This window comes from Castellaniella defragrans, assembly GCF_014203015.1.
Classification (GTDB): domain Bacteria; phylum Pseudomonadota; class Gammaproteobacteria; order Burkholderiales; family Burkholderiaceae_B; genus Castellaniella; species Castellaniella defragrans.
Genome location: NZ_JACHIB010000011.1, coordinates 114,982 through 131,652, shown reverse-complemented (window position 1 = coordinate 131,652; position 16,671 = coordinate 114,982). Strand labels below are relative to the sequence as shown.

At 69.3% G+C, this 16,671-nt stretch carries 11 protein-coding genes; 2 read left to right on the top strand and 9 right to left on the bottom strand.

Features of this window, described 5'->3' with window-relative positions:
• Window positions 1-1,344 carry an ABC transporter ATP-binding protein gene (locus HNR28_RS10660; RefSeq protein WP_151025597.1) on the bottom strand — a complete coding sequence of 448 codons (1,344 nt, stop codon included), beginning with the start codon at window positions 1,342-1,344 and terminating at the stop codon, window positions 1-3.
• Window positions 1,334-2,155: an ABC transporter permease gene (locus HNR28_RS10655; protein WP_244978264.1), complete on the bottom strand. Its 822-nt coding sequence runs from the start codon at window positions 2,153-2,155 to the stop codon at window positions 1,334-1,336. The genes HNR28_RS10660 and HNR28_RS10655 overlap by 11 nt, the downstream gene beginning before the upstream one ends.
• A gap of 75 nt (window positions 2,156-2,230) precedes the next feature.
• Between HNR28_RS10655 and HNR28_RS10650 the strand changes: the two genes are divergently transcribed.
• Window positions 2,231-5,002, top strand: coding sequence for a rhamnan synthesis F family protein (locus HNR28_RS10650; protein WP_184142865.1), 2,772 nt, complete (start codon window positions 2,231-2,233; stop codon window positions 5,000-5,002).
• Here the strand turns inward: HNR28_RS10650 and HNR28_RS10645 are convergent.
• Together HNR28_RS10645 and HNR28_RS10640 are read right to left on the bottom strand one after the other, a co-directional pair.
• Window positions 4,977-6,761: a glycosyltransferase family protein gene (locus HNR28_RS10645; RefSeq protein WP_170288521.1), complete on the bottom strand. Its 1,785-nt coding sequence runs from the start codon at window positions 6,759-6,761 to the stop codon at window positions 4,977-4,979. The genes HNR28_RS10650 and HNR28_RS10645 overlap by 26 nt on opposite strands.
• 154 nt (window positions 6,762-6,915) lie before the next feature.
• Entirely contained in the window at window positions 6,916-8,004 is a 1,089-nt protein-coding gene (locus HNR28_RS10640) for an acyltransferase family protein (protein ID WP_151025379.1), read from the bottom strand.
• Window positions 8,005-8,197: 193 nt separating this feature from the next.
• Between HNR28_RS10640 and HNR28_RS10635 the strand changes: the two genes are divergently transcribed.
• On the top strand, window positions 8,198-9,205 hold the full coding sequence (locus tag HNR28_RS10635; protein ID WP_170288522.1) for an acyltransferase family protein: 1,008 nt from the start codon (window positions 8,198-8,200) through the stop codon (window positions 9,203-9,205).
• On the opposite strand, the gene HNR28_RS10630 is transcribed toward HNR28_RS10635, so the two are convergent.
• From HNR28_RS10630 to HNR28_RS10610, 5 genes are all read right to left on the bottom strand, one after another.
• Window positions 9,202-10,146 (bottom strand): Rpn family recombination-promoting nuclease/putative transposase, encoded by a 945-nt coding sequence (locus tag HNR28_RS10630; RefSeq protein WP_151025381.1) that lies wholly within the window; start codon window positions 10,144-10,146, stop codon window positions 9,202-9,204. The genes HNR28_RS10635 and HNR28_RS10630 overlap by 4 nt on opposite strands.
• Before the next feature lie 90 nt (window positions 10,147-10,236).
• The gene (locus HNR28_RS18695; protein WP_184142862.1) at window positions 10,237-11,844 is read right to left on the bottom strand and encodes a TolC family protein; all 1,608 of its coding nucleotides are present in this window, start codon (window positions 11,842-11,844) and stop codon (window positions 10,237-10,239) included.
• A 5-nt stretch (window positions 11,845-11,849) separates the two neighbouring features.
• Window positions 11,850-13,352, bottom strand: a complete 1,503-nt coding sequence (locus tag HNR28_RS10620; RefSeq protein ID WP_184142859.1) for a TolC family outer membrane protein — start codon at window positions 13,350-13,352, stop codon at window positions 11,850-11,852.
• Window positions 13,353-13,355: 3 nt separating this feature from the next.
• Window positions 13,356-14,723: an HlyD family type I secretion periplasmic adaptor subunit gene (locus HNR28_RS10615; protein ID WP_151024523.1), complete on the bottom strand. Its 1,368-nt coding sequence runs from the start codon at window positions 14,721-14,723 to the stop codon at window positions 13,356-13,358.
• 19 nt (window positions 14,724-14,742) lie between these two features.
• Entirely contained in the window at window positions 14,743-16,476 is a 1,734-nt protein-coding gene (locus tag HNR28_RS10610) for a type I secretion system permease/ATPase (RefSeq protein ID WP_151024522.1), read from the bottom strand.
• Window positions 16,477-16,671 lie beyond the last annotated feature (195 nt).

Sequence of the window (16,671 nt, the reverse complement as noted above, 5' to 3'; positions counted from 1 at the left end):
CTACCGCGCCTCCAGCCGGATGTCCAGCATGGGAATGCCCACCAGACCGGCGGACACGGCGCTGCACTGCGAGCGGAACAGCAGCGCGTCGTGGATCCAGTGGTGCTGGACGTGTTCTTCCTGGGTGCCGTCGGCCACCGCCACCGCGATGGAATAATCGCCCGCCGGCAGCAGGGGCATGGGAAAGCGGAAGCGCGCGGTCAGGCACTGGTCCACCGTGGCGGCCACCGGGTCGTCGGCGTAGCTGAGGTAGGTGTTGTCGCCGAACAGGGTCTGGCCCAGGCGGTCCTTGACGTAGAAGCCCACGATGGGACGGTCCAGCGGCTCCCTGACCCGGACGCGCACGACGAGGTCGGTGAGCTCGCCGCCCACCACCCAGGCCATGCGCTGGCCATCGGGGCTGGCGAGGAACACTTCGTCGATCACCGCCCCGCCCTGGCCGAAGGCGGGCTGGTGGGGGTCGAAGCGGAACACCTGCAGGTCGTTGCGCAGGTTGCTCGCATTGATGAAGGCCTGGCGGGCGTCCAGCCATTGCTCGGACTCGGCGGCCCGGGGCCGCGCGGCGGGCGCGCCGCGGCTCTGGTTCTGGCTGCCGAACAGCCAGGCCAGGTAGGATTCGCAGACTTCCTTGGCGCTGCCCTGCTGCCGGATGCGGCCTTCGGCCAGCCACACGGCGCGCTGGCAGAGGTTGGTGACGGCCTGGCTGTCGTGGCTGACGAAGAGGATGGTGCCGGTCTCGCGGAACTTGCGCAGGAAGCGCATGCATTTCTGCGTGAACAGGGCGTCGCCCACCGCCAGCGCCTCGTCGATGACGAGGATGTCGGCGTCCACGTGGGCGATGACGGCGAAGGCCAGGCGCACGTACATGCCGGAGGAATAGGTCTTGACGGGCTGATCGACGAATTCGCCGATGTCGGCGAAGGCGAAGATGTCGTCCAGCCGGGCGTCGATCTGCGCCTGGCTGAGCCCCAGGATGGAGGCGTTGAGGTAGACGTTTTCGCGGCCGGTGAATTCGGGGTTGAAGCCCGCGCCCAGTTCCAGCAGGGCGGCGATGCGGCCATGGACCGCGATCTCGCCCTGGGTGGGGGTGAGGGTGCCGCAGATCATCTGCAGCAGGGTGGACTTGCCCGAGCCGTTGCGCCCGATGATGCCGATGGTCTCGCCGCGGCGGACCTGGAAGCTGATGTCCTCCAGGGCGCGGAATTCGCGGTACAGGGTGCGGCGGGTGAAGTGCTGCAGCAGCCGGTCCTGGGGACGCTTGTACAGGCGGAAGGTCTTGCCCACGCCGCGCACGTCGATGGCGACCCCGGCGGCCGACGCGGGACGGGTGGCGTCAGAGCACATCGGCGAAGCCCTTTTTCATCTTGTGGAAGGCGGCCAGCCCGGCCCAGGCCACGACGGCGGCCACCAGCAGGTAGAGGCCCAGGGCGGCGAGATCGGGCGCCCGCCCCTGCAGGGTGACGGCGCGCGCCTGCTCGATGATGAGCGTGAGCGGATTGATCTGGAAGAAGGCGTGGAAGCGCGCCGGCAGGTTGGACACCGGGTAGAACACCGGCGACAGGAACATCAGCACCATCGTCACCAGACCCATGAGCTGGGAGATGTCGCGCAGGTAGACGCCCAGGGCGGCCAGCAGCCAGCTGATGCCGGCCAGCATGAGGAGGTAGGGCAGGATCACCACCGGCAGCCACAGCGCGGTGAGCGGCAGGCGGTGTTCGAGCACGGCGAAGAACAGCAGCAGGACCACCAGGCTGATGGCGGCATGGAAGAGCGCCGAGAGCAGGTTGACCACCGGCAGGGTGTCCAGCGGGAAGAGCACGCGCTTGACGTAGCTGACGTTGCCCACCACCAGCCCCGGGGCGCGGTTGAGGCATTCGGCGGCCAGGCCGTGGATGATGAGGCCGACGAACAGCTGCAGGGCGTAGTCCAGCGGCGAGGTGGAATCGGCCGACCAGCGCGCCTTGAAGATGCCGCTGAAGACCACGGTATAGACCGCCAGCATCAGGATGGGGGTGAACAGCGACCAGGCCAGCCCGCCCGCAGACCCCCGATAGCGCCCGAGGATGTCGCGCCACGCCATGCGGGCAATGAGCTGCCGATGCCGCCACAGGGCGGAAAACTGTGTGGAGAGCGTGGAGTCCAAGGGAAAATGCATGTGGTCGTTCAGGGTCCGAGTGTACTGTATTATGCGGAGCAGACTACGGTTGTCACGTGTTTTCGGGGTGTATCCATGCTTGACTGCGAACAGCGCCTGCTGATGGCCAAAACCCGCGCGCAGGCGGCCGACGTGTGGCGCTCGCAGGTGGAATCCGCCGCGGTGCTGCACCGCCAGCGCGCCGCCCTGCTGGAAGCCGAAGCCAGCCAGCTCACGGTGGTGGCCCGGCGCCTGCAGCACCACGTGGACGACCTGAACGCGCTGCTGACCGAACGCGACATCGAACTGAACGGCCAGGCGCAGCGGATCCACCTGCAGGAGGAAGACATCCGCCTGCGGGAACTGGAAATCCGCGAGCTGCGCAAGTGGTGGCTGGCCAAGCACCTGCTGAGGCGGGTGCGGAACTGGCTGCGGCGGCGGCCGGCCTCGACCCCGCCCGCGCCGGGCGGCGACGTACGGGGTGCGGCGGAGGATGCGGCGGCGGGGCACGACATCGCGGTGGCTGCGGCTGCTGCGGATGCGGCGGCTGTGGCGGATGCTGTGGCTGTGGCGGCGCCGGACACGGCGCCGCGGGGCGGCGCGGCCGCCGCCGATGCGCTGCCGGGCTTCGCGCCGGGCGGCGCGCCCTTCGATCCGGCGCTGCCCACGATCCTGCTGATCGCCGCGGCCGGCCAGTCGCGCGGCGTGGACGCCTGCCTGGACGACACCGCGCACGCGCTGCAAGGGCACGCCAATCTGTATCTATGGAACCTGGGCGCGGCCGACGCGCCGCGCCTGCCCGCGCTGCGCGCGGCCTGCGCCGCCCATGCGGACCTGCCCGCCGCGCGCGAGGACTACGCCCTGGCCCGGGTTTTCGTGGAGCGGGCGCGGGCGCCGCTGCTGCGGGCGGCGCCGGACTGCACCGCCCTGGTGCTGGGCAAGCACTGCAAGAGCGCGCTGCCGGCCCTGGCCGGATCCGGCATCCCGGCGGCCTGCCTGGTGCCGGACACGGCGATCTACCGCGACGACATCTATTTCTGGCAGGAGCTGTTCTTCTGGGCGGCGCACACCGCGTTCGTCTCGGCCCAGGCCCGCCGCCAGGCCCTGGCGATCTGCTCCTACCTGAATCCGGACAGCGTGGCGCTGCTGCCGGGCGCGCCGCTGCGGGACGCGCCGCCCGCTCCCGCCCATCCGGCGACGGCGGCCCCCTGGGAGGCCGACGAATCCGGGCAGGGGCTGCTGGTGGCGGGCTGGGGTCCGGCCAGCTACGACGGCGGGCTGGACGTGTTCATGCTGTGCGCCCAGGCGCTGCTGCGCGCGGGCACGCCCGCCGCGCCCTGGCATTTCGTCTGGGTGGTGGACGAGGACGGCGCCCCCGCCGACCCGGGCTTCCTGCCGACCCTGCGCGAGCAGCTGGCGCTGGCCGGCCTGGACGGGCGCGTCCACATCGAATGGACACGGGCCGCCCTGCCGCCGCGCACCGACCTGCTGCTGCTGCCCGCCCGCCTGGAACTGGCCCGCTCGCCCGCGCTGCAGGCGCTGTCGCGGGGCATCCCGGTACTCGCCTTCCAGGATTCGGGGGAGGTGGCGCGGACCCTCGCCGCCCAGGGGCTGGCCGAGCCCTGCCTGGCCCCCGCCGGCGACGTCCTGGAGCTGGTCCGGCGCCTGCAGGCGCTGGCCGGCGATGCCGAGGCGCGCCAGGCCCTGGCGGCCAGGACGGCGCAGGCGGACTGGCGGGCGCTCGGCTGGCCGGCCCATGCCGGGCACGTCCTGGCCCTGTGCGAGCGCGCCCGCGCCCTGGACCGCCAGGCGCGCGCGGATGCCGCCGTCATCGAGGCTTCGGGCCAGCTCGACCCGGGCTACATGGGCGAGATCGTCAGCCTGAAGGACCAGGCCACCTGCGGCCAGGCGTTTCTGTACACGCTGGCCTGGCGCTGCGGCATGGGCGCGCGCAAGCCCCGGGCCGGCTTCCATCCGGGCATCTACGCGCAGCAGGCCGAGCCCCCGCCGCCGCCGGAGCAGACGCCCTTCGCCCACTATCTGGCGCGGGGCTGCCCCCCGGGCCCCTGGGACCTCCCGGTGATCCGGCCCGGCACCCTGCCCGGTGCTTCGGCCGGCCCCGCACCGGCCGGCGGCGCGCCGATCGCGCGCATCGCCCTGCACGTCCACGCCTATTATCCGGACATGCTGGCCGACATCCTGCACCGCCTGCACCTGAACCGGACGCGGCCCGACCTGTACGTGAGCGTGCCGGGGCCGGCGCAGCAGGCGCAGGCCCGCGCGCTGCTGGACGATTACGCGGGCCGGGTGTCCGCCCTGGAAATCGTGCCCAACCGCGGCCGCGACATCGGCCCCTTCCTGAGCACCTTCGGCGCGCGGCTGGCGCGCGACTACGAGCTGATCGGGCACGTGCACACGAAGCGCAGCCCGCATGCGGACCGCCGGGTCGTGGACCAGTGGCGCGTGTTCCTGATGGAGAACCTGCTGGGCGGCGCGCACGGCGGCGCCATGCTGGACACCATCGCCGCGCACATGGCGGCGCACCCCCAATGGGGCCTGGCCTTCGCCGACGACCCGCTGCTGCTGGGCTGGGACGGCAACTGGCATTGCGCGCAGCTACTGGCCCGGTACATGGGCGTATCCGCGCTGCCGCGGCAGTTCGTCTTTCCCGCGGGGACCATGTTCTGGATCAGGCCGGCGGCGCTGCAGCCGTTCCTGGACCTGAACCTGGGCTACGAGGACTACCCGGACGAGCCGCTGCCCATCGACGGCAGCGTGCTGCACGCGCTGGAGCGCCTGTTCGGCGTGGTGCCCCAGGCGATGGGACTGCAGAATGCGCTGGTCAGCGTTCCTGGACTGAGCCGGTAGCGGCGGCCGCATCGGGCGCGGCCGGATCGGGCGCGGCCGGATCGATGCGGCCACGCAGGAAGGCCTCGGTCTTCTGCAGCAGGGTCTGCTGGCTTTCGGCGATCATCGTCAGATAACGGCCGTTGCCGATGCCCCACAGAGTGGAATCCAGTTCTTCGCGCAGGCTGGCCACGAACGGCAGGGCCAGCACGGCGCGCAGATTGGCGCGGCTGCCCAGGTACTGGTCGATGGTGTTGGTCTGCTCGTCGGCCGTGCCCGGGTTCCAGTCGGCCAGCAGCTGCAGGGCCCGCGGGCTGTAGACGTTGCACACGGTGCTGACCATGCGGTTGATGGTGATGAAGCGCATGCCCTCGAAGTCGTCCACCCGCAGGATCCGGGTATCGTCGTGCACGACGGCGATCAGTCCGCAGAACACGTCCCACCGGCCTTCGTTGGCGTCCAGGTAGCGCTGGACGATGGCCATTTTTTCCTCGAAATCCGGCCCCACCTGGGCGTCGTCCTCCAGGATGGTGATGCGGTCCAGGCGATTGCGCAGGGCGTGGTTGGCCATGGCCGCATAGGACAGGCCGCAGCCGATCCAGCCGGGCGAATAGCGCACGCCGTCGAACACGACGCCCCGGTCCACGGGCGCGCTCAGGTAGTCGCGCCGCCGGGTGATGGTTTCGGGCATGGAAAGGATCAGGCGCGGGGCCTGGCCGGACGGCGGCGAGGCGGCGGCGTGCGGCGCCGGGTTGAGGTACAGCGGCTGGCGGCTCAGGTGGTGGTAGGGCAGCAGCTTGGCGCCGACCAGGAAACGGTCGAACATGAAACAGAAGCGCCGCCAGCTTTCCTGCGTGCTGCGGGCGACGGCTTCGGCGGGTACGGGATGGGCCAGGGCGTCGCGCACGGCATCCACCATGGCCTGGACGTCGCCTTCGGGAAAGAAGCGCACCACGCCTTCCAGTTCGGGATAGTCGGCCTGGTCCTGGGCGGATTCGGAGACCACGGGCACGCCGAGCGCCAGGCATTCCTGGATGCGCGGGGTTTCGAGCAGCGCGTTTTCGTAATAGTGCAGGTTGACGACGAGGCGGGCGCGGCGGATCTCGCGCTTCATCTCGTCGCCGAAGACCTCGCTGCAGCGATGCACGTCGAAATGCCGCTCCAGCGCCTGCAGCAGGGCCTGGCGGCGCGGCGAGCTGGCCGCGTCGCCATAGAACAGCACGTCGTACCGCTTGTCTTCGGCGGCCAGCCCGGCGGCATAGTCCGGGTCCGAACCGATGGGCAGATAATTGGTATGCGGAAAACGGATTTCCTTGCGCTGCAGGAAATCGAGGTTGACGAGCGCGTAGTCCAGCACGCCGCGCGCATTGAGCAGGGTGTTCAGGTAGGCCTTGGTGAACCAGCGCGAACTGACGGACTGCTCCATCTGGAACAGGAAGGTGCGCTCGGGCGGCGGCAGGCGCTGGAAAATCTGCGGACACAACACCACGTAGAAATGGTCTTCCACCGCCTCCGGCACCTCGGTGGCGATGGTGACGCCGAAGCCGTGTTCGCGCAGGCGGCGGGCAATCAGATGGGCGATGAACAGGGTATGCCGCGTGGTGACGATGCGCCACTTGAGGATGGTGCCGGGCAGGATCTCGTTGGGCCGGTCCGCGCGAAGGCGCTCCTGGCGCATGGACCGGACGCGCCCCATCAGATTCTTGAAGTCGCCCCGCGCCACATAGCCGAGGGCCTTGCGGGCGCGCATGAAGAAATGTTGCAGGGAGCTTGAGTTCATGTATTTTCTATTGACGGGGAAATGCTGGCAAGGACACGATTTTAATCGCATCCTGAAGGGCGGCCGGCGGAGCCGGACCCGGGGACCGGGTCGGCGGGAACGAGCCGGGGTGATGGCGCCGGGAGCGACAGGATTCGTGACCGGACCCCGAGGATCAGACCTGGGGGAGCAGATAGGAACGGCGGAATTCCAGGAAAGGCTTTTCGATCAGGCGATTGAGCGTCCAGGCCAGGAACAGCGAGGCGGGCAGGGCCACCAGCACGCCGGTGAGGATGTTGTCACCCAGCTCGCCCAGACCCAGCGGCAGCACGCCGACACGCGGCGCCAGCACGGAAATCACCCAGGGGTGGCAGACATAGAGCGAGAAACTGAGCACGCCGCCCTGCGCCAGCAGACGGTCCGCCCAGACGGGCAGGGACCAACGCTGGCACAGATAGGCCAGCACCAGCGCCGCCCACGCCAGCGCCTCGACGGTGGGCCAGACAATCCACCAGCCGGCTTCGACATTGGCGCCGCCGCCGTGGCGGTTCAACCAGTGGATGACATAGAACACCAGCCCGCAAGCCAGCGCAAGCATCCACGGACGCGAGAACCGGCGCCGGGCGGCGGGAGCGAGATAGCAGCACGCGGCCAGATAACCGATGAGAAACTGGTCGAGGCGGCCGAACAGGGTTTCATAGGCCACGTAGCGCACGGTACCGTATTCCAGGTAGATCCCGGCGCGCAGCAGCAGCAGCAGGCCGATCATTCCGATGAAATAGCGCGCGCCGTATTTTTTATAAAACTGGTGGAAAAAGGGAAACAGCAGATAGAAACTGAATTCGACAGGAATGGTCCACAAATGGGAAAACTGCGGCAGATCCGAAATCGAACTGGGGCGAAACAGCAGCAGCCACTGGAAAATGTCGAACACGTTGTAGTTGATCTGCTTCTGATAGACCATCAGCGTGACGGCCAGCACCACAGCAAAGATATAAAGCGGGTAGATGCGCACGAAGCGGTTGAACAGGAACAGCTTGTAATCGACGGATTTTCCGGCGCACAACACGGCAAAGATGAAACCGCTCAACACCATGAACAGGCCGATGCCCATGTGACCCTCGCTGACGACGATCGCCAACGGGTTGATCGGCTGGACCTGGCCGACGAACGCGTGCAGGTAATGGAACAGCACCACCAGCGCGGCCGCGACGAAGCGCAGGTGATCGAGGCGGCTGAGGTAAAAGGAGGAAGAACTGCGCATGACGGGACGATCCAGTGCGGGACTGGGGGCATTTTATGCGATGGCTCGATCGAGCGGCGGCATATGGACCGGCGGGGAACGAGAGTTGTCAGGAGCAGGGCCGGCGCTTACACTGCCCCGGTCCATTGCTCTTTCCCGCCCTTCGCGCCGAATGCCCCGAGACCTTACTACCGGAGCCGCCCCACTCTCGCCAGTGGCCATCGATCTGCGCCAGGAACGCCTTGGTGGCCTTCAGGGCCTGCGCGCCATCGCCGCGCTCGGCGTCGTGCTGCAGCATGCCATCTACTATGCCTGCGAGGCACGCGGCATCGACTACATGCGGTATTTGCGAATCGGCTTCGGGGGGCTGGGCGTCGATTTGTTCTTCGTCATTTCCGGCTTCGTCATGGCCGGATGCCTCTATCAGGGCCGACGCTTCCTGTGGAACCGCATCATACGCATCTACCCGGGGTACTGGCTGGCGATCGTCCTGTCGGGCCTGCTGCTGGCAGGCACGCAGCCAAATTGGTCGCTGACGCTGTCGAGCCTGCCGCTGATCCCCGCCGTGCCTCTGAACATCGGCTACCATATCCCCTACTGGACGCTGGTCTACGAGATGGGCTTCTACGTGCTGGTGGCGGCCATGGTCGTCCTGCGATTCAGCGCGGCGGCCATGCAGCGTTTCTGCGTCGTCTGGTTGTTGGCCATCGCGGCGGTTTCGCGTTACAACGACATCGACATCGCGCAACCCGGCCTCTGGCTGTGGCTAGCGCCCCACAATGTCTTTTTCGTGACCGGCATGCTGCTCGGGCTGGTATACCGGCACGTATCTCGGCTCCCCTCGCTGCCGCTGGCGCTGACGGCGGTGATCCTCTGCACGCTGGGCGAAATCCTGTACGGTATGTCCCACGCCGGGGCCTTCATGACGATGGCGCCCGGCTTGGCCGCCGTGGTCCTCCTGGGCATACGGCATCTGCGCTGGCGCTGGCTGGAACACATGGGGGATGCGTCTTACGGCATCTATCTGTCGCATGCGTTCATCATGGTCCTGTGCATCCACCTGCTCGACCGCCATGCGCCGGGGCTGTCGCTTTATGCGCTGTTCTCGCTGGCGATGCTGGCGGCGGTGATCGGGTCCGCGTTGTTCGGCTGGTGCGAATTCCGTCTGCACCGGTCGCTCAAGCGGATCGGCCGCGGTCGCCGCGAGCGGACGAAATCCTAGAGCCCGAACACGGCGTCCAGGCTCGCGGCATCCAGCAGGCGGTCGGACCAGGCTTCGAGGTCGGCCGCGCCGGCCGCGGCGATCCGGGCCGTGACGGCAGCCGGCAACGGCCCGAACCGCCGCGTCAGCATGCGCTGCAGCAGCAGGGCCTCGCCTTCTTGACGGCCTTCCTGACGGCCTTCCTGTTTATGCTGTTCGGCCCACTGGACGAACCGTTCCGCCAGCTTCATCTTCAGCTCCTTCAAGTCCCGGACCCTGGGCAAGGCCATCGCATAGCCGCTGCGCCTTTCCAGCACGCCATGCATCCAGGTGGCAAAAGTGCGCCGCAACTCCGGTTTATCTTCCAGCATTTCTCCCACCAAGTCCACCAGATCGAGCACGTCGCGCTCGCTTTCGGGACGCTCCATGCGCATGACCGCAGCCACCAGGTTGCGCAGCCGCGCCAAATGCGCCGCAGAATAGCGGTTCTCGTCCACCAGCACATATTCCAGCCGGGGCAGAAAGCGCGCCAGGCGCCCCGGCAGCCGCGGAATCAAAGCGGCAATGTCGGTCGCCGCCCGCCAGCGGCCATCGCCGTTGTAGAACACGATGGGCAGCACCGGCGGCAGGCGATGGCCGGGCAGCACGTCGCCCCGGCGGATCAGGTCCTGATACAGCAGCCCCACGTAAGTCAGCATCCGCACCGGCATCCACGGGTCCACCGTACTCTGGAATTCGATCAGCAGGTACAGGTACATCCACTGGCCGTCGGCCCGTACCCGCCAGACGATGTCGTCGGCGCGCTCGCGCAGGTCATCGGTGACGTAGCTGCCCGACACCCTTTCCAGCGTCGTGTAGTCCAGCCCGCGCAGCCATTTGCCCGGCACGAAGCCCACGATCAGGTCGCGCACCATCTCCGGTGAGGAAAACAGCAGCTTGCAGGAGGCATCGTGCCTGCCCATGGCGCTCTCCGATCGCATCGGCATCGAAAGCCATGGTGGCAGAGGCCGGCATCGGCCGCCCGGCCGTTCAGGCCCTTTTGAGCTGTTTTGTCACTGCGGGAAAACACCCGTGATCCGCTCGAACACCTCGGCCAGGTCCCGTCCTGCCGCGACTTCCAGGGCGATGCGGGCCTGCAGGTAGTCCAGCTGGGCCTGGATCAGCTGCGCGCGGGTCTGGAAGAGGTTGTCCTGCTTTCTCAGCATGTCCAGGATGCTGCCGTGGCCATGCTGATAGACCTTGCGCGTGGCCGCGAGGCTGGCGCGCCCCGACCGCACGGCGGATTCCAGGGCGCGGATGCGTTCCTCGCCGCCGGTGACGTTGCTGTACTGGCGGGTGACTTCGACCAGGGTGCTTTCGACCGTGGCGTCCAGGGTGTGGGCGGCCTGGCGGGCCTGATCGCGGGTCTGGGCGTGCAGGGCGGAATCGTAGCCGCCGGAGAAGATGGGCACGTTCAGCTGCAGGCCCAGGACGTAGGTGTTGGTGCGCTGGCTCAGGGTGGAGAGGTTTTCGCTGTCGGCGTTGGACCAGGCGGCCACCAGGTTGAGGGTGGGCGCATGGCGGCTGGCGGCGCGCCAGACGTCGGCCTCGGCGACGCGCACCTTGGCCTGGTCGGCGTCGATCTGGGTATTGTGGGCGCGGGCCAGGTCCAGCCAGTCCACGAGGCGGGCGGGCTCCAGGGGCGGCGGGGCGAAGGCCGTCAGTTCGGCCGCAGCCTGGTCCGGCGCCTCGGCCGGTGTCCGATCCGATGTCTGGCCCGGAACGCGATCCGATGCTTCGGCTGAGGCCTGATCCCATGCGAAAGGCGAGGCCGGAGGGCGGTCGGTGACGCCGATGATGGCCTGCAGGGCGCGCTGCGCCACGTCCAGGTCGGCGCGCGCGCTGATGACGTCGGCCCGCGCACTAGCCAGGCGGGCCTGGATCTGCTGGGCGTCGATGATGCTGCCTTCGCTGTGGGTGTACAGGGCCTGCTGGCCGGCGGCCTGCGCTTCCAGGGAGTCGGCCAGCCCCTCGCGCAGGGCCACGGTGGACCGGGCGGCCAGGAGCTGGAACCAGGCCTTCGACAGGCGCTGGGCGAGGTCGCTGCGGGCGGCGGCCCAGTCGGCATCGCCCTGGTCGGCGCGGGCATGCGCCCAGCGGTAGCTGGCATAACGGCCGGCGTCCAGCAGCGGCTGCTGCAGCTGGACGTAGGCGCTGGTGGAATCGTATTCCAGGACGGATTCGATGGTGCGGCCGAACAGCCAGGGCTGGCGCCGCAGGCCGTTGATCCGGCTGCGCGAATACCCGGCCTGCACCTGCGGCAGCAGCAGCGCCAGGCCCTGGGCGCGGAAGGTGTCGAAGCCCAGCCGGGCGCTGAGGGCGGCCTGGTAGGTGGGGTCGCGCGCCAGCGCCAGGGGCCAGGCCTGGGCCAGGGTCAGGCCGCGCGCGCGGGCGGCGTCCATCCGGTCCAGGGCGTCGGCCAGGGTGGCGCCGGTGCGGGGGCCGGCGGCGGGCGCAGGCGCCGCCGGCGTGGGCTCGGACGACGGGGCGCCGCCGCCCTTGCCGCCGCCCAGCCAGGTGCCTTCCAGCCAGGCGCCCGGGCCGGCGCAGGCGGCCAGGCTGGCGGACAGCGCCAGCGCTCCGGCGCCGCGCCCCAGCCGAATCCAGCCCCAGCCCGCCACGGCGCTCAATCCAGCGGCACGGCCGCCGAGCCGAACCAGGTGCGGGCGGCCGCGGCGATGGCCGCGTCGTCCAGCGCGCCGGCCACGGCATCCAGGCCGATGCGGGCGTTGACGTACTGCAGGCGCGCCTGGATCAGGTCGCGCTGGGCCTTGTAGAGCTGATCCTGGGCGTCGAGGATGTCGGTGATGCTGCGCGTGCCGCCGATGTAGCTTTTCCGCATGGCTTCCAGCGCCTGGGCGCTGGTGTTCACGGCGGTTTCCAGGGCGGCGATGCGTTCGGCCCCGCTGACGACGCCCTGGTACTGGCGCGTGGTGTCCACGGCGACTTTTTCGCGGGTGGCCTCCAGCTGGTGGCCGGTCTGGTCGCGGTTGTGGCGCGCCTGCCGGACCTGCGCCTGGGTCTGGCCGCCGGAGAAGATCGGCACGCTGATCTGCACGCCCGCCGCGGTCAGGTAGCTTTCCTGGTTCAGGGTGGAGATGGAGTCGGACTGGTTGACGCTGCGGTAGGCCACGCCGCCGACCGTGGGCAGGTGGCCGCCGAAGGCCTTGTCGACTTCGCGGTCGGCCACCCGCAGGGACTGCTGGCCGGCCTGCACGTCGGCATTGGCGGCCTGCGCGCGGGCCAGCCAGGACTCCAGCGCGGGCGGGTCCAGCGGACGGGGCCGGAAATCGGGCGCGAGATCGTGGATGGCGAGGACGGGGGCGCCGGTCATTTCCTGCAGCTCGCGCCGCGCGACGACCAGGGCGTCGCGCGCCTGGATCAGGTCGGCGCGCGAGAGGTCGCGCCGCGAGGTGGCTTCCTCGACGTCGGTGACGGTGCCCTCGCCCCCCTGGTAGCGGCGCCGCGCGATGTCGATGTTCTGCTCGTCGGCCGCCAGCCGGTTTTCGGCCAGCGTCACGTTCTGGCGCGACAGCAGGGTCTGCAGGTAGCGGCTGACCAGGCGGGTGGCGGTATCGCGCGCCTTGGTGTCGAAGAGCGCCAGGCTGTAGTCGGCGCGGGCGTTGCCCTGGCGCATGCCGGCGATCTTGGACCAGTCGAACAGGGACTGGCTGAGCTGGATCTGGTTGGTGCGCGCGATGTAATCCAGATCGGTGCTGACCACCCCGCCGCTGCTGCTCGGCGATTCCAGCGTGCCGGTGGTCTTGTTGCGCCCGATGCTGGCGCTGATCTGCGGCAGCAGGGGCGCGCGGCCCAGGGCGCGGTTGGCCTGGCCGGCGTCGCGCTCGCTGAGCGCCGCCTGGTAGCTGGGATCATGGGCCTTGGCGAGCTGCCAGGCGCTGTCCAGCCCCAGGCCGGAAGCCGCGGAGGCCGGAGTTGACGAGGCGGAGGCCGGCGAAGCGAGGCCGGAGGAAGCCGGGCCGGCCGGGACCGGCGCGGCGGGCGCATGCGCCGGCGCGGGCTGCCGCGTCGGCGCCGCCGGCGCCGCGGGCGCCAGGGCCAGCGCCGCCAGTCCGGCCAGCCAGGGCAGGACCGTGCGACGAATCGACAGGTGCAAGGCGGCCCGCATCGGCTATTTTTCCGTCAGGGAGGTGTGCAGGCGTTCGAGGAGCGGCTTGAGCAGATAGCTGAACATGGTGCGCTCGCCCAGCTTGATCATGACGGTGGCCGGCATGCCGGCGCGGATCTCGCCGCCCACCTGCTCGATCATGCGCATGCCTTCGGGCAGGATCTCGACCTTCGCCTGGTAGAAGGGCATGCCGGTGCGCTGGTCGGTGATGCGGTCGGCCGACACGGTGAGGAGCTTGCCCGGGACGTTGGGGGTCTGGGCGTGGTTGAGCGCCGGGAAGGTGATCTCGACGGGCAGGCCCGCGTACACGCGGTCGATGGCCTGCACGGGGAGTTCGGCGTTGACCACGTAGGAGGCGTCGTCGGGGATGATTTCCATCAGCGGCGCGCCGGGGCTCACCACGCCGCCCACGGTGAAGATCTTCATGTTCTGCACCGTGCCTTCGATGGGGGAGCGGATCTCGGTCTGCTCGACGGAGTAGTCCAGCGCGGCCAGGCGGTTGGCCAGGGCCGTGGCTTCCTTCTGGACGTCGCTCAGCTGCGACTGGACTTCCTTCTGGTAGTCCTGCTGGCGCTGCAGGATGCGCAGCTTCAGTTCGGCGATCTGGTTGCGCGTGCGGCCGGCGTCGACCACGGCGTTGGACAGCGCCCCCTGCAGCTGGGCGGCGTCGCGCTCCAGTTCGAGCATGCGGTTGCGCGGCAGGTAGCCGTCCTTGGCGAGCTCGCGCACGCCCTGGAGTTCGCGGTTGATGTAGCCGATCTGCTCCTTGCGGCTGGCCTGCACCTGCAGCAGGCCCTGCAGCTGCGCCTCGGCGCCGGCGAGGTTTTCGCGCAGGATGGCGATCTCGCCGTTCAGGGCCTTGCGGCGGGTCTCGAAGAGCGCCTGCTGGGCGGCGACGGCGCGCCGGTAGCGCGGGTCGTCCTTGAAGCGGCGGGTGAGCTCCGGGTAGAACTGGATGGATTCCAGGCCGTCGCGCTCGGCGAGCAGCCGGTCTTCGTTGGTGCGGGCGATGATGTACTGGGAACTGGCCACGTCGCGGTCGGACTGCGCGCGGGTGGGGTTCAGGCGCAGCAGCACCTGCCCGGCCTGGACGCGGTCGCCGTCGCTCACCAGGATGGCGTCCACGGTGCCGCCTTCCAGGTGGGCGATGGTCTTGCGGTTGCCCAGGACCTCGACCACGCCGTTGGCGGGCTCGCCCTGGTCCAGCGGCGCCAGAGCGCCCCACAGGACGAAGCCGCCGAAGCCGAGAACGAGCGCGGCCAGGCCGATGCGCAGGGGCCGCACGAAATTCTCGTCCACCCGGCTGCCGGGGGTTTCCAGGGCTTCCTCGATCTCCAGATCGGGCGAGGTCTTGCGTGAAAATAGCTTCATGGTGCGTCTCTAATCGGCGCTATCGGCCAGCCGCCATCTGCAGCGAGCCACCGCCCGCCTGGGCACGCGCCTGCAGCTGCTGCTGGTGCAGGCCCTTGAGCACGTCTTCGCGTGCGCCGTACATCATGACCATCCCTTCGCGCATGACCAGCAGCTTGTCCACCGCCGCCAGCACGCTGGTGCGGTGCGTGATGACGATCACGGTGGAGCCCTGGGCCTTGAGCACGCGCAGGGTCTCGACCAGCGAGGCCTCGCCGGCCTCGTCGAGGTTGGAATTGGGCTCGTCCAGCACGATGAGCGCCGGGTTGCCGTAGATGGCGCGCGCCAGGGCCACGCGCTGGCGCTGGCCGCCCGACAGGGACGAGCCGTTCATGCCCATCTGCGTGTCGTAGCCCTGGGGCAGGCGCAGGATCATGTCGTGCACGCCGGCCTGCTGCGCGGCGGCGATCACCTTGGCGGAATCGGGGACGGCGAAGCGCGCGATGTTCTCGGCCACGCTGCCCTCGAAGAGCTCGATGTCCTGGGGCAGGTAGCCGATGTGCGGGCCGAGCTCGTCCTTGTTCCAGCGGTAGATGTCGGCGCCGTCCAGGCGCACGGTGCCGGCCTGGGCGCCCCAGACGCCCACCAGCAGGCGCGCCAGGGTGGACTTGCCCGCCCCCGAGGGACCGATGACGCCGACCACGTCGCCGGCCTCGATGGTGACGTTCAGGCCCTTGAGCACGGCCGCGCGCGCGCCCGGCGGGGTGGCGTAGACGTTTTCGAGCACGATCTGGCCGCGCGGCGCGGGCAGGCTCAGGCTGGCCCCGCGCGGCGGCGCGGTCTTGAGCATTTCGTCCAGGCGCGCGTAGGCGCCGCGGCAGGCGATGAACTGCTTCCAGGAATTGATGGCCATTTCCACCGGGCGCAGGGCCTGCCCCATGAGGATGGAACAGACGATCATCATGCCGGCCGTGATCTCGCCCTGGATGACCAGCAGCGCGCCCACGCCCAGGATCAGCGACTGCAGCGAGATGCGCACGAACTGCGACACGCCGCTGATGCGGGCGTTGCGGTCGGAGGCCACGGTCTGCAGGCCCAGCATGCGCCGGTGCTGGGACAGCCAGCGGGCGCGCAGGCCCGGCAGCATGCCCATGGCCTCGATGACCTCGGCGTTGTGCAGGTGGCTGTTGGCGAAGGCGTTGGCGCGCACGGAGGCCTGGTTGGCCTCGTCCAGGGGCTTGTGCGTGGCGACGTGGGTGAGGTAGGCCATCACGATCAGCACCACCGAGCCGAAGACGTTCATGGCGCCCAGCAGGGGGTGCACGATGAAGGCCACGGCGATGTAGATGGGCGTCCAGGGCACGTCGAACAGGGCGAACAGGGCGTTGCCGGTGAGGAACTGGCGCAGGCGGGTGAGATCCTGGATGGCCTGCGAGGGGTTGCCGCCCTCGCGGCGCAGGTTGCGCTCGAAGGCGGCGGTGAACACCCGCTGGTTGAGCATGGCGTCGAAGCGGTTGCCCACCCGGATCAGCACCGAGGAGCGCACCAGCTGCAGCAGGCCCGACAGCGCGAAGATGGCCACCACCAGCAGCGACAGCACCAGCAGGGTGGTTTCGTTGCGGCTGTTGAGCACGCGGTCGTAGACCTGCAGCATGTACAGGGACGGCGTGAGCGCCAGCATGTTGATGACGAAACTGAAGGCCGCCAGACTGTAGAGGATGCGGCGGAAGCGGAAGAGCGCCTCGCCCAGTTCGGTACGGTGGTGTGGAGTCATGAAGAAAGCAGTGAGCGGAATCGGGAGCGGGCAGGCGTCAGGCGCACGACAGCCGATGCGCGCCGCCGTGCCGGCGCCCGCCGGGCCGCGCCGGACGCCAGGCGGGGATCCGGGAACGGGCAGCCGGGCTTGGGCATCCGGGGTTGGGCATCATAACCGCATGCAAAATAACGAAAAAAAAGCGTTTTAATATAG

What these genes read in the sequence shown, in the direction of transcription:
- HNR28_RS10660 (WP_151025597.1), bottom strand. Translation starts at nt 1,344, where the DNA reads ATGTGCTCTGACGCCACCCGTCCCGCGTCGGCCGCCGGGGTCGCCATC.
- HNR28_RS10655 (WP_244978264.1), bottom strand. Translation starts at nt 2,155, where the DNA reads ATGCATTTTCCCTTGGACTCCACGCTCTCCACACAGTTTTCCGCCCTG.
- HNR28_RS10650 (WP_184142865.1), top strand. Translation starts at nt 2,231, where the DNA reads ATGCTTGACTGCGAACAGCGCCTGCTGATGGCCAAAACCCGCGCGCAG.
- HNR28_RS10645 (WP_170288521.1), bottom strand. Translation starts at nt 6,761, where the DNA reads ATGAACTCAAGCTCCCTGCAACATTTCTTCATGCGCGCCCGCAAGGCC.
- HNR28_RS10640 (WP_151025379.1), bottom strand. Translation starts at nt 8,004, where the DNA reads ATGCGCAGTTCTTCCTCCTTTTACCTCAGCCGCCTCGATCACCTGCGC.
- HNR28_RS10630 (WP_151025381.1), bottom strand. Translation starts at nt 10,146, where the DNA reads ATGGGCAGGCACGATGCCTCCTGCAAGCTGCTGTTTTCCTCACCGGAG.
- HNR28_RS10620 (WP_184142859.1), bottom strand. Translation starts at nt 13,352, where the DNA reads ATGCGGGCCGCCTTGCACCTGTCGATTCGTCGCACGGTCCTGCCCTGG.
- HNR28_RS10615 (WP_151024523.1), bottom strand. Translation starts at nt 14,723, where the DNA reads ATGAAGCTATTTTCACGCAAGACCTCGCCCGATCTGGAGATCGAGGAA.
- HNR28_RS10610 (WP_151024522.1), bottom strand. Translation starts at nt 16,476, where the DNA reads ATGACTCCACACCACCGTACCGAACTGGGCGAGGCGCTCTTCCGCTTC.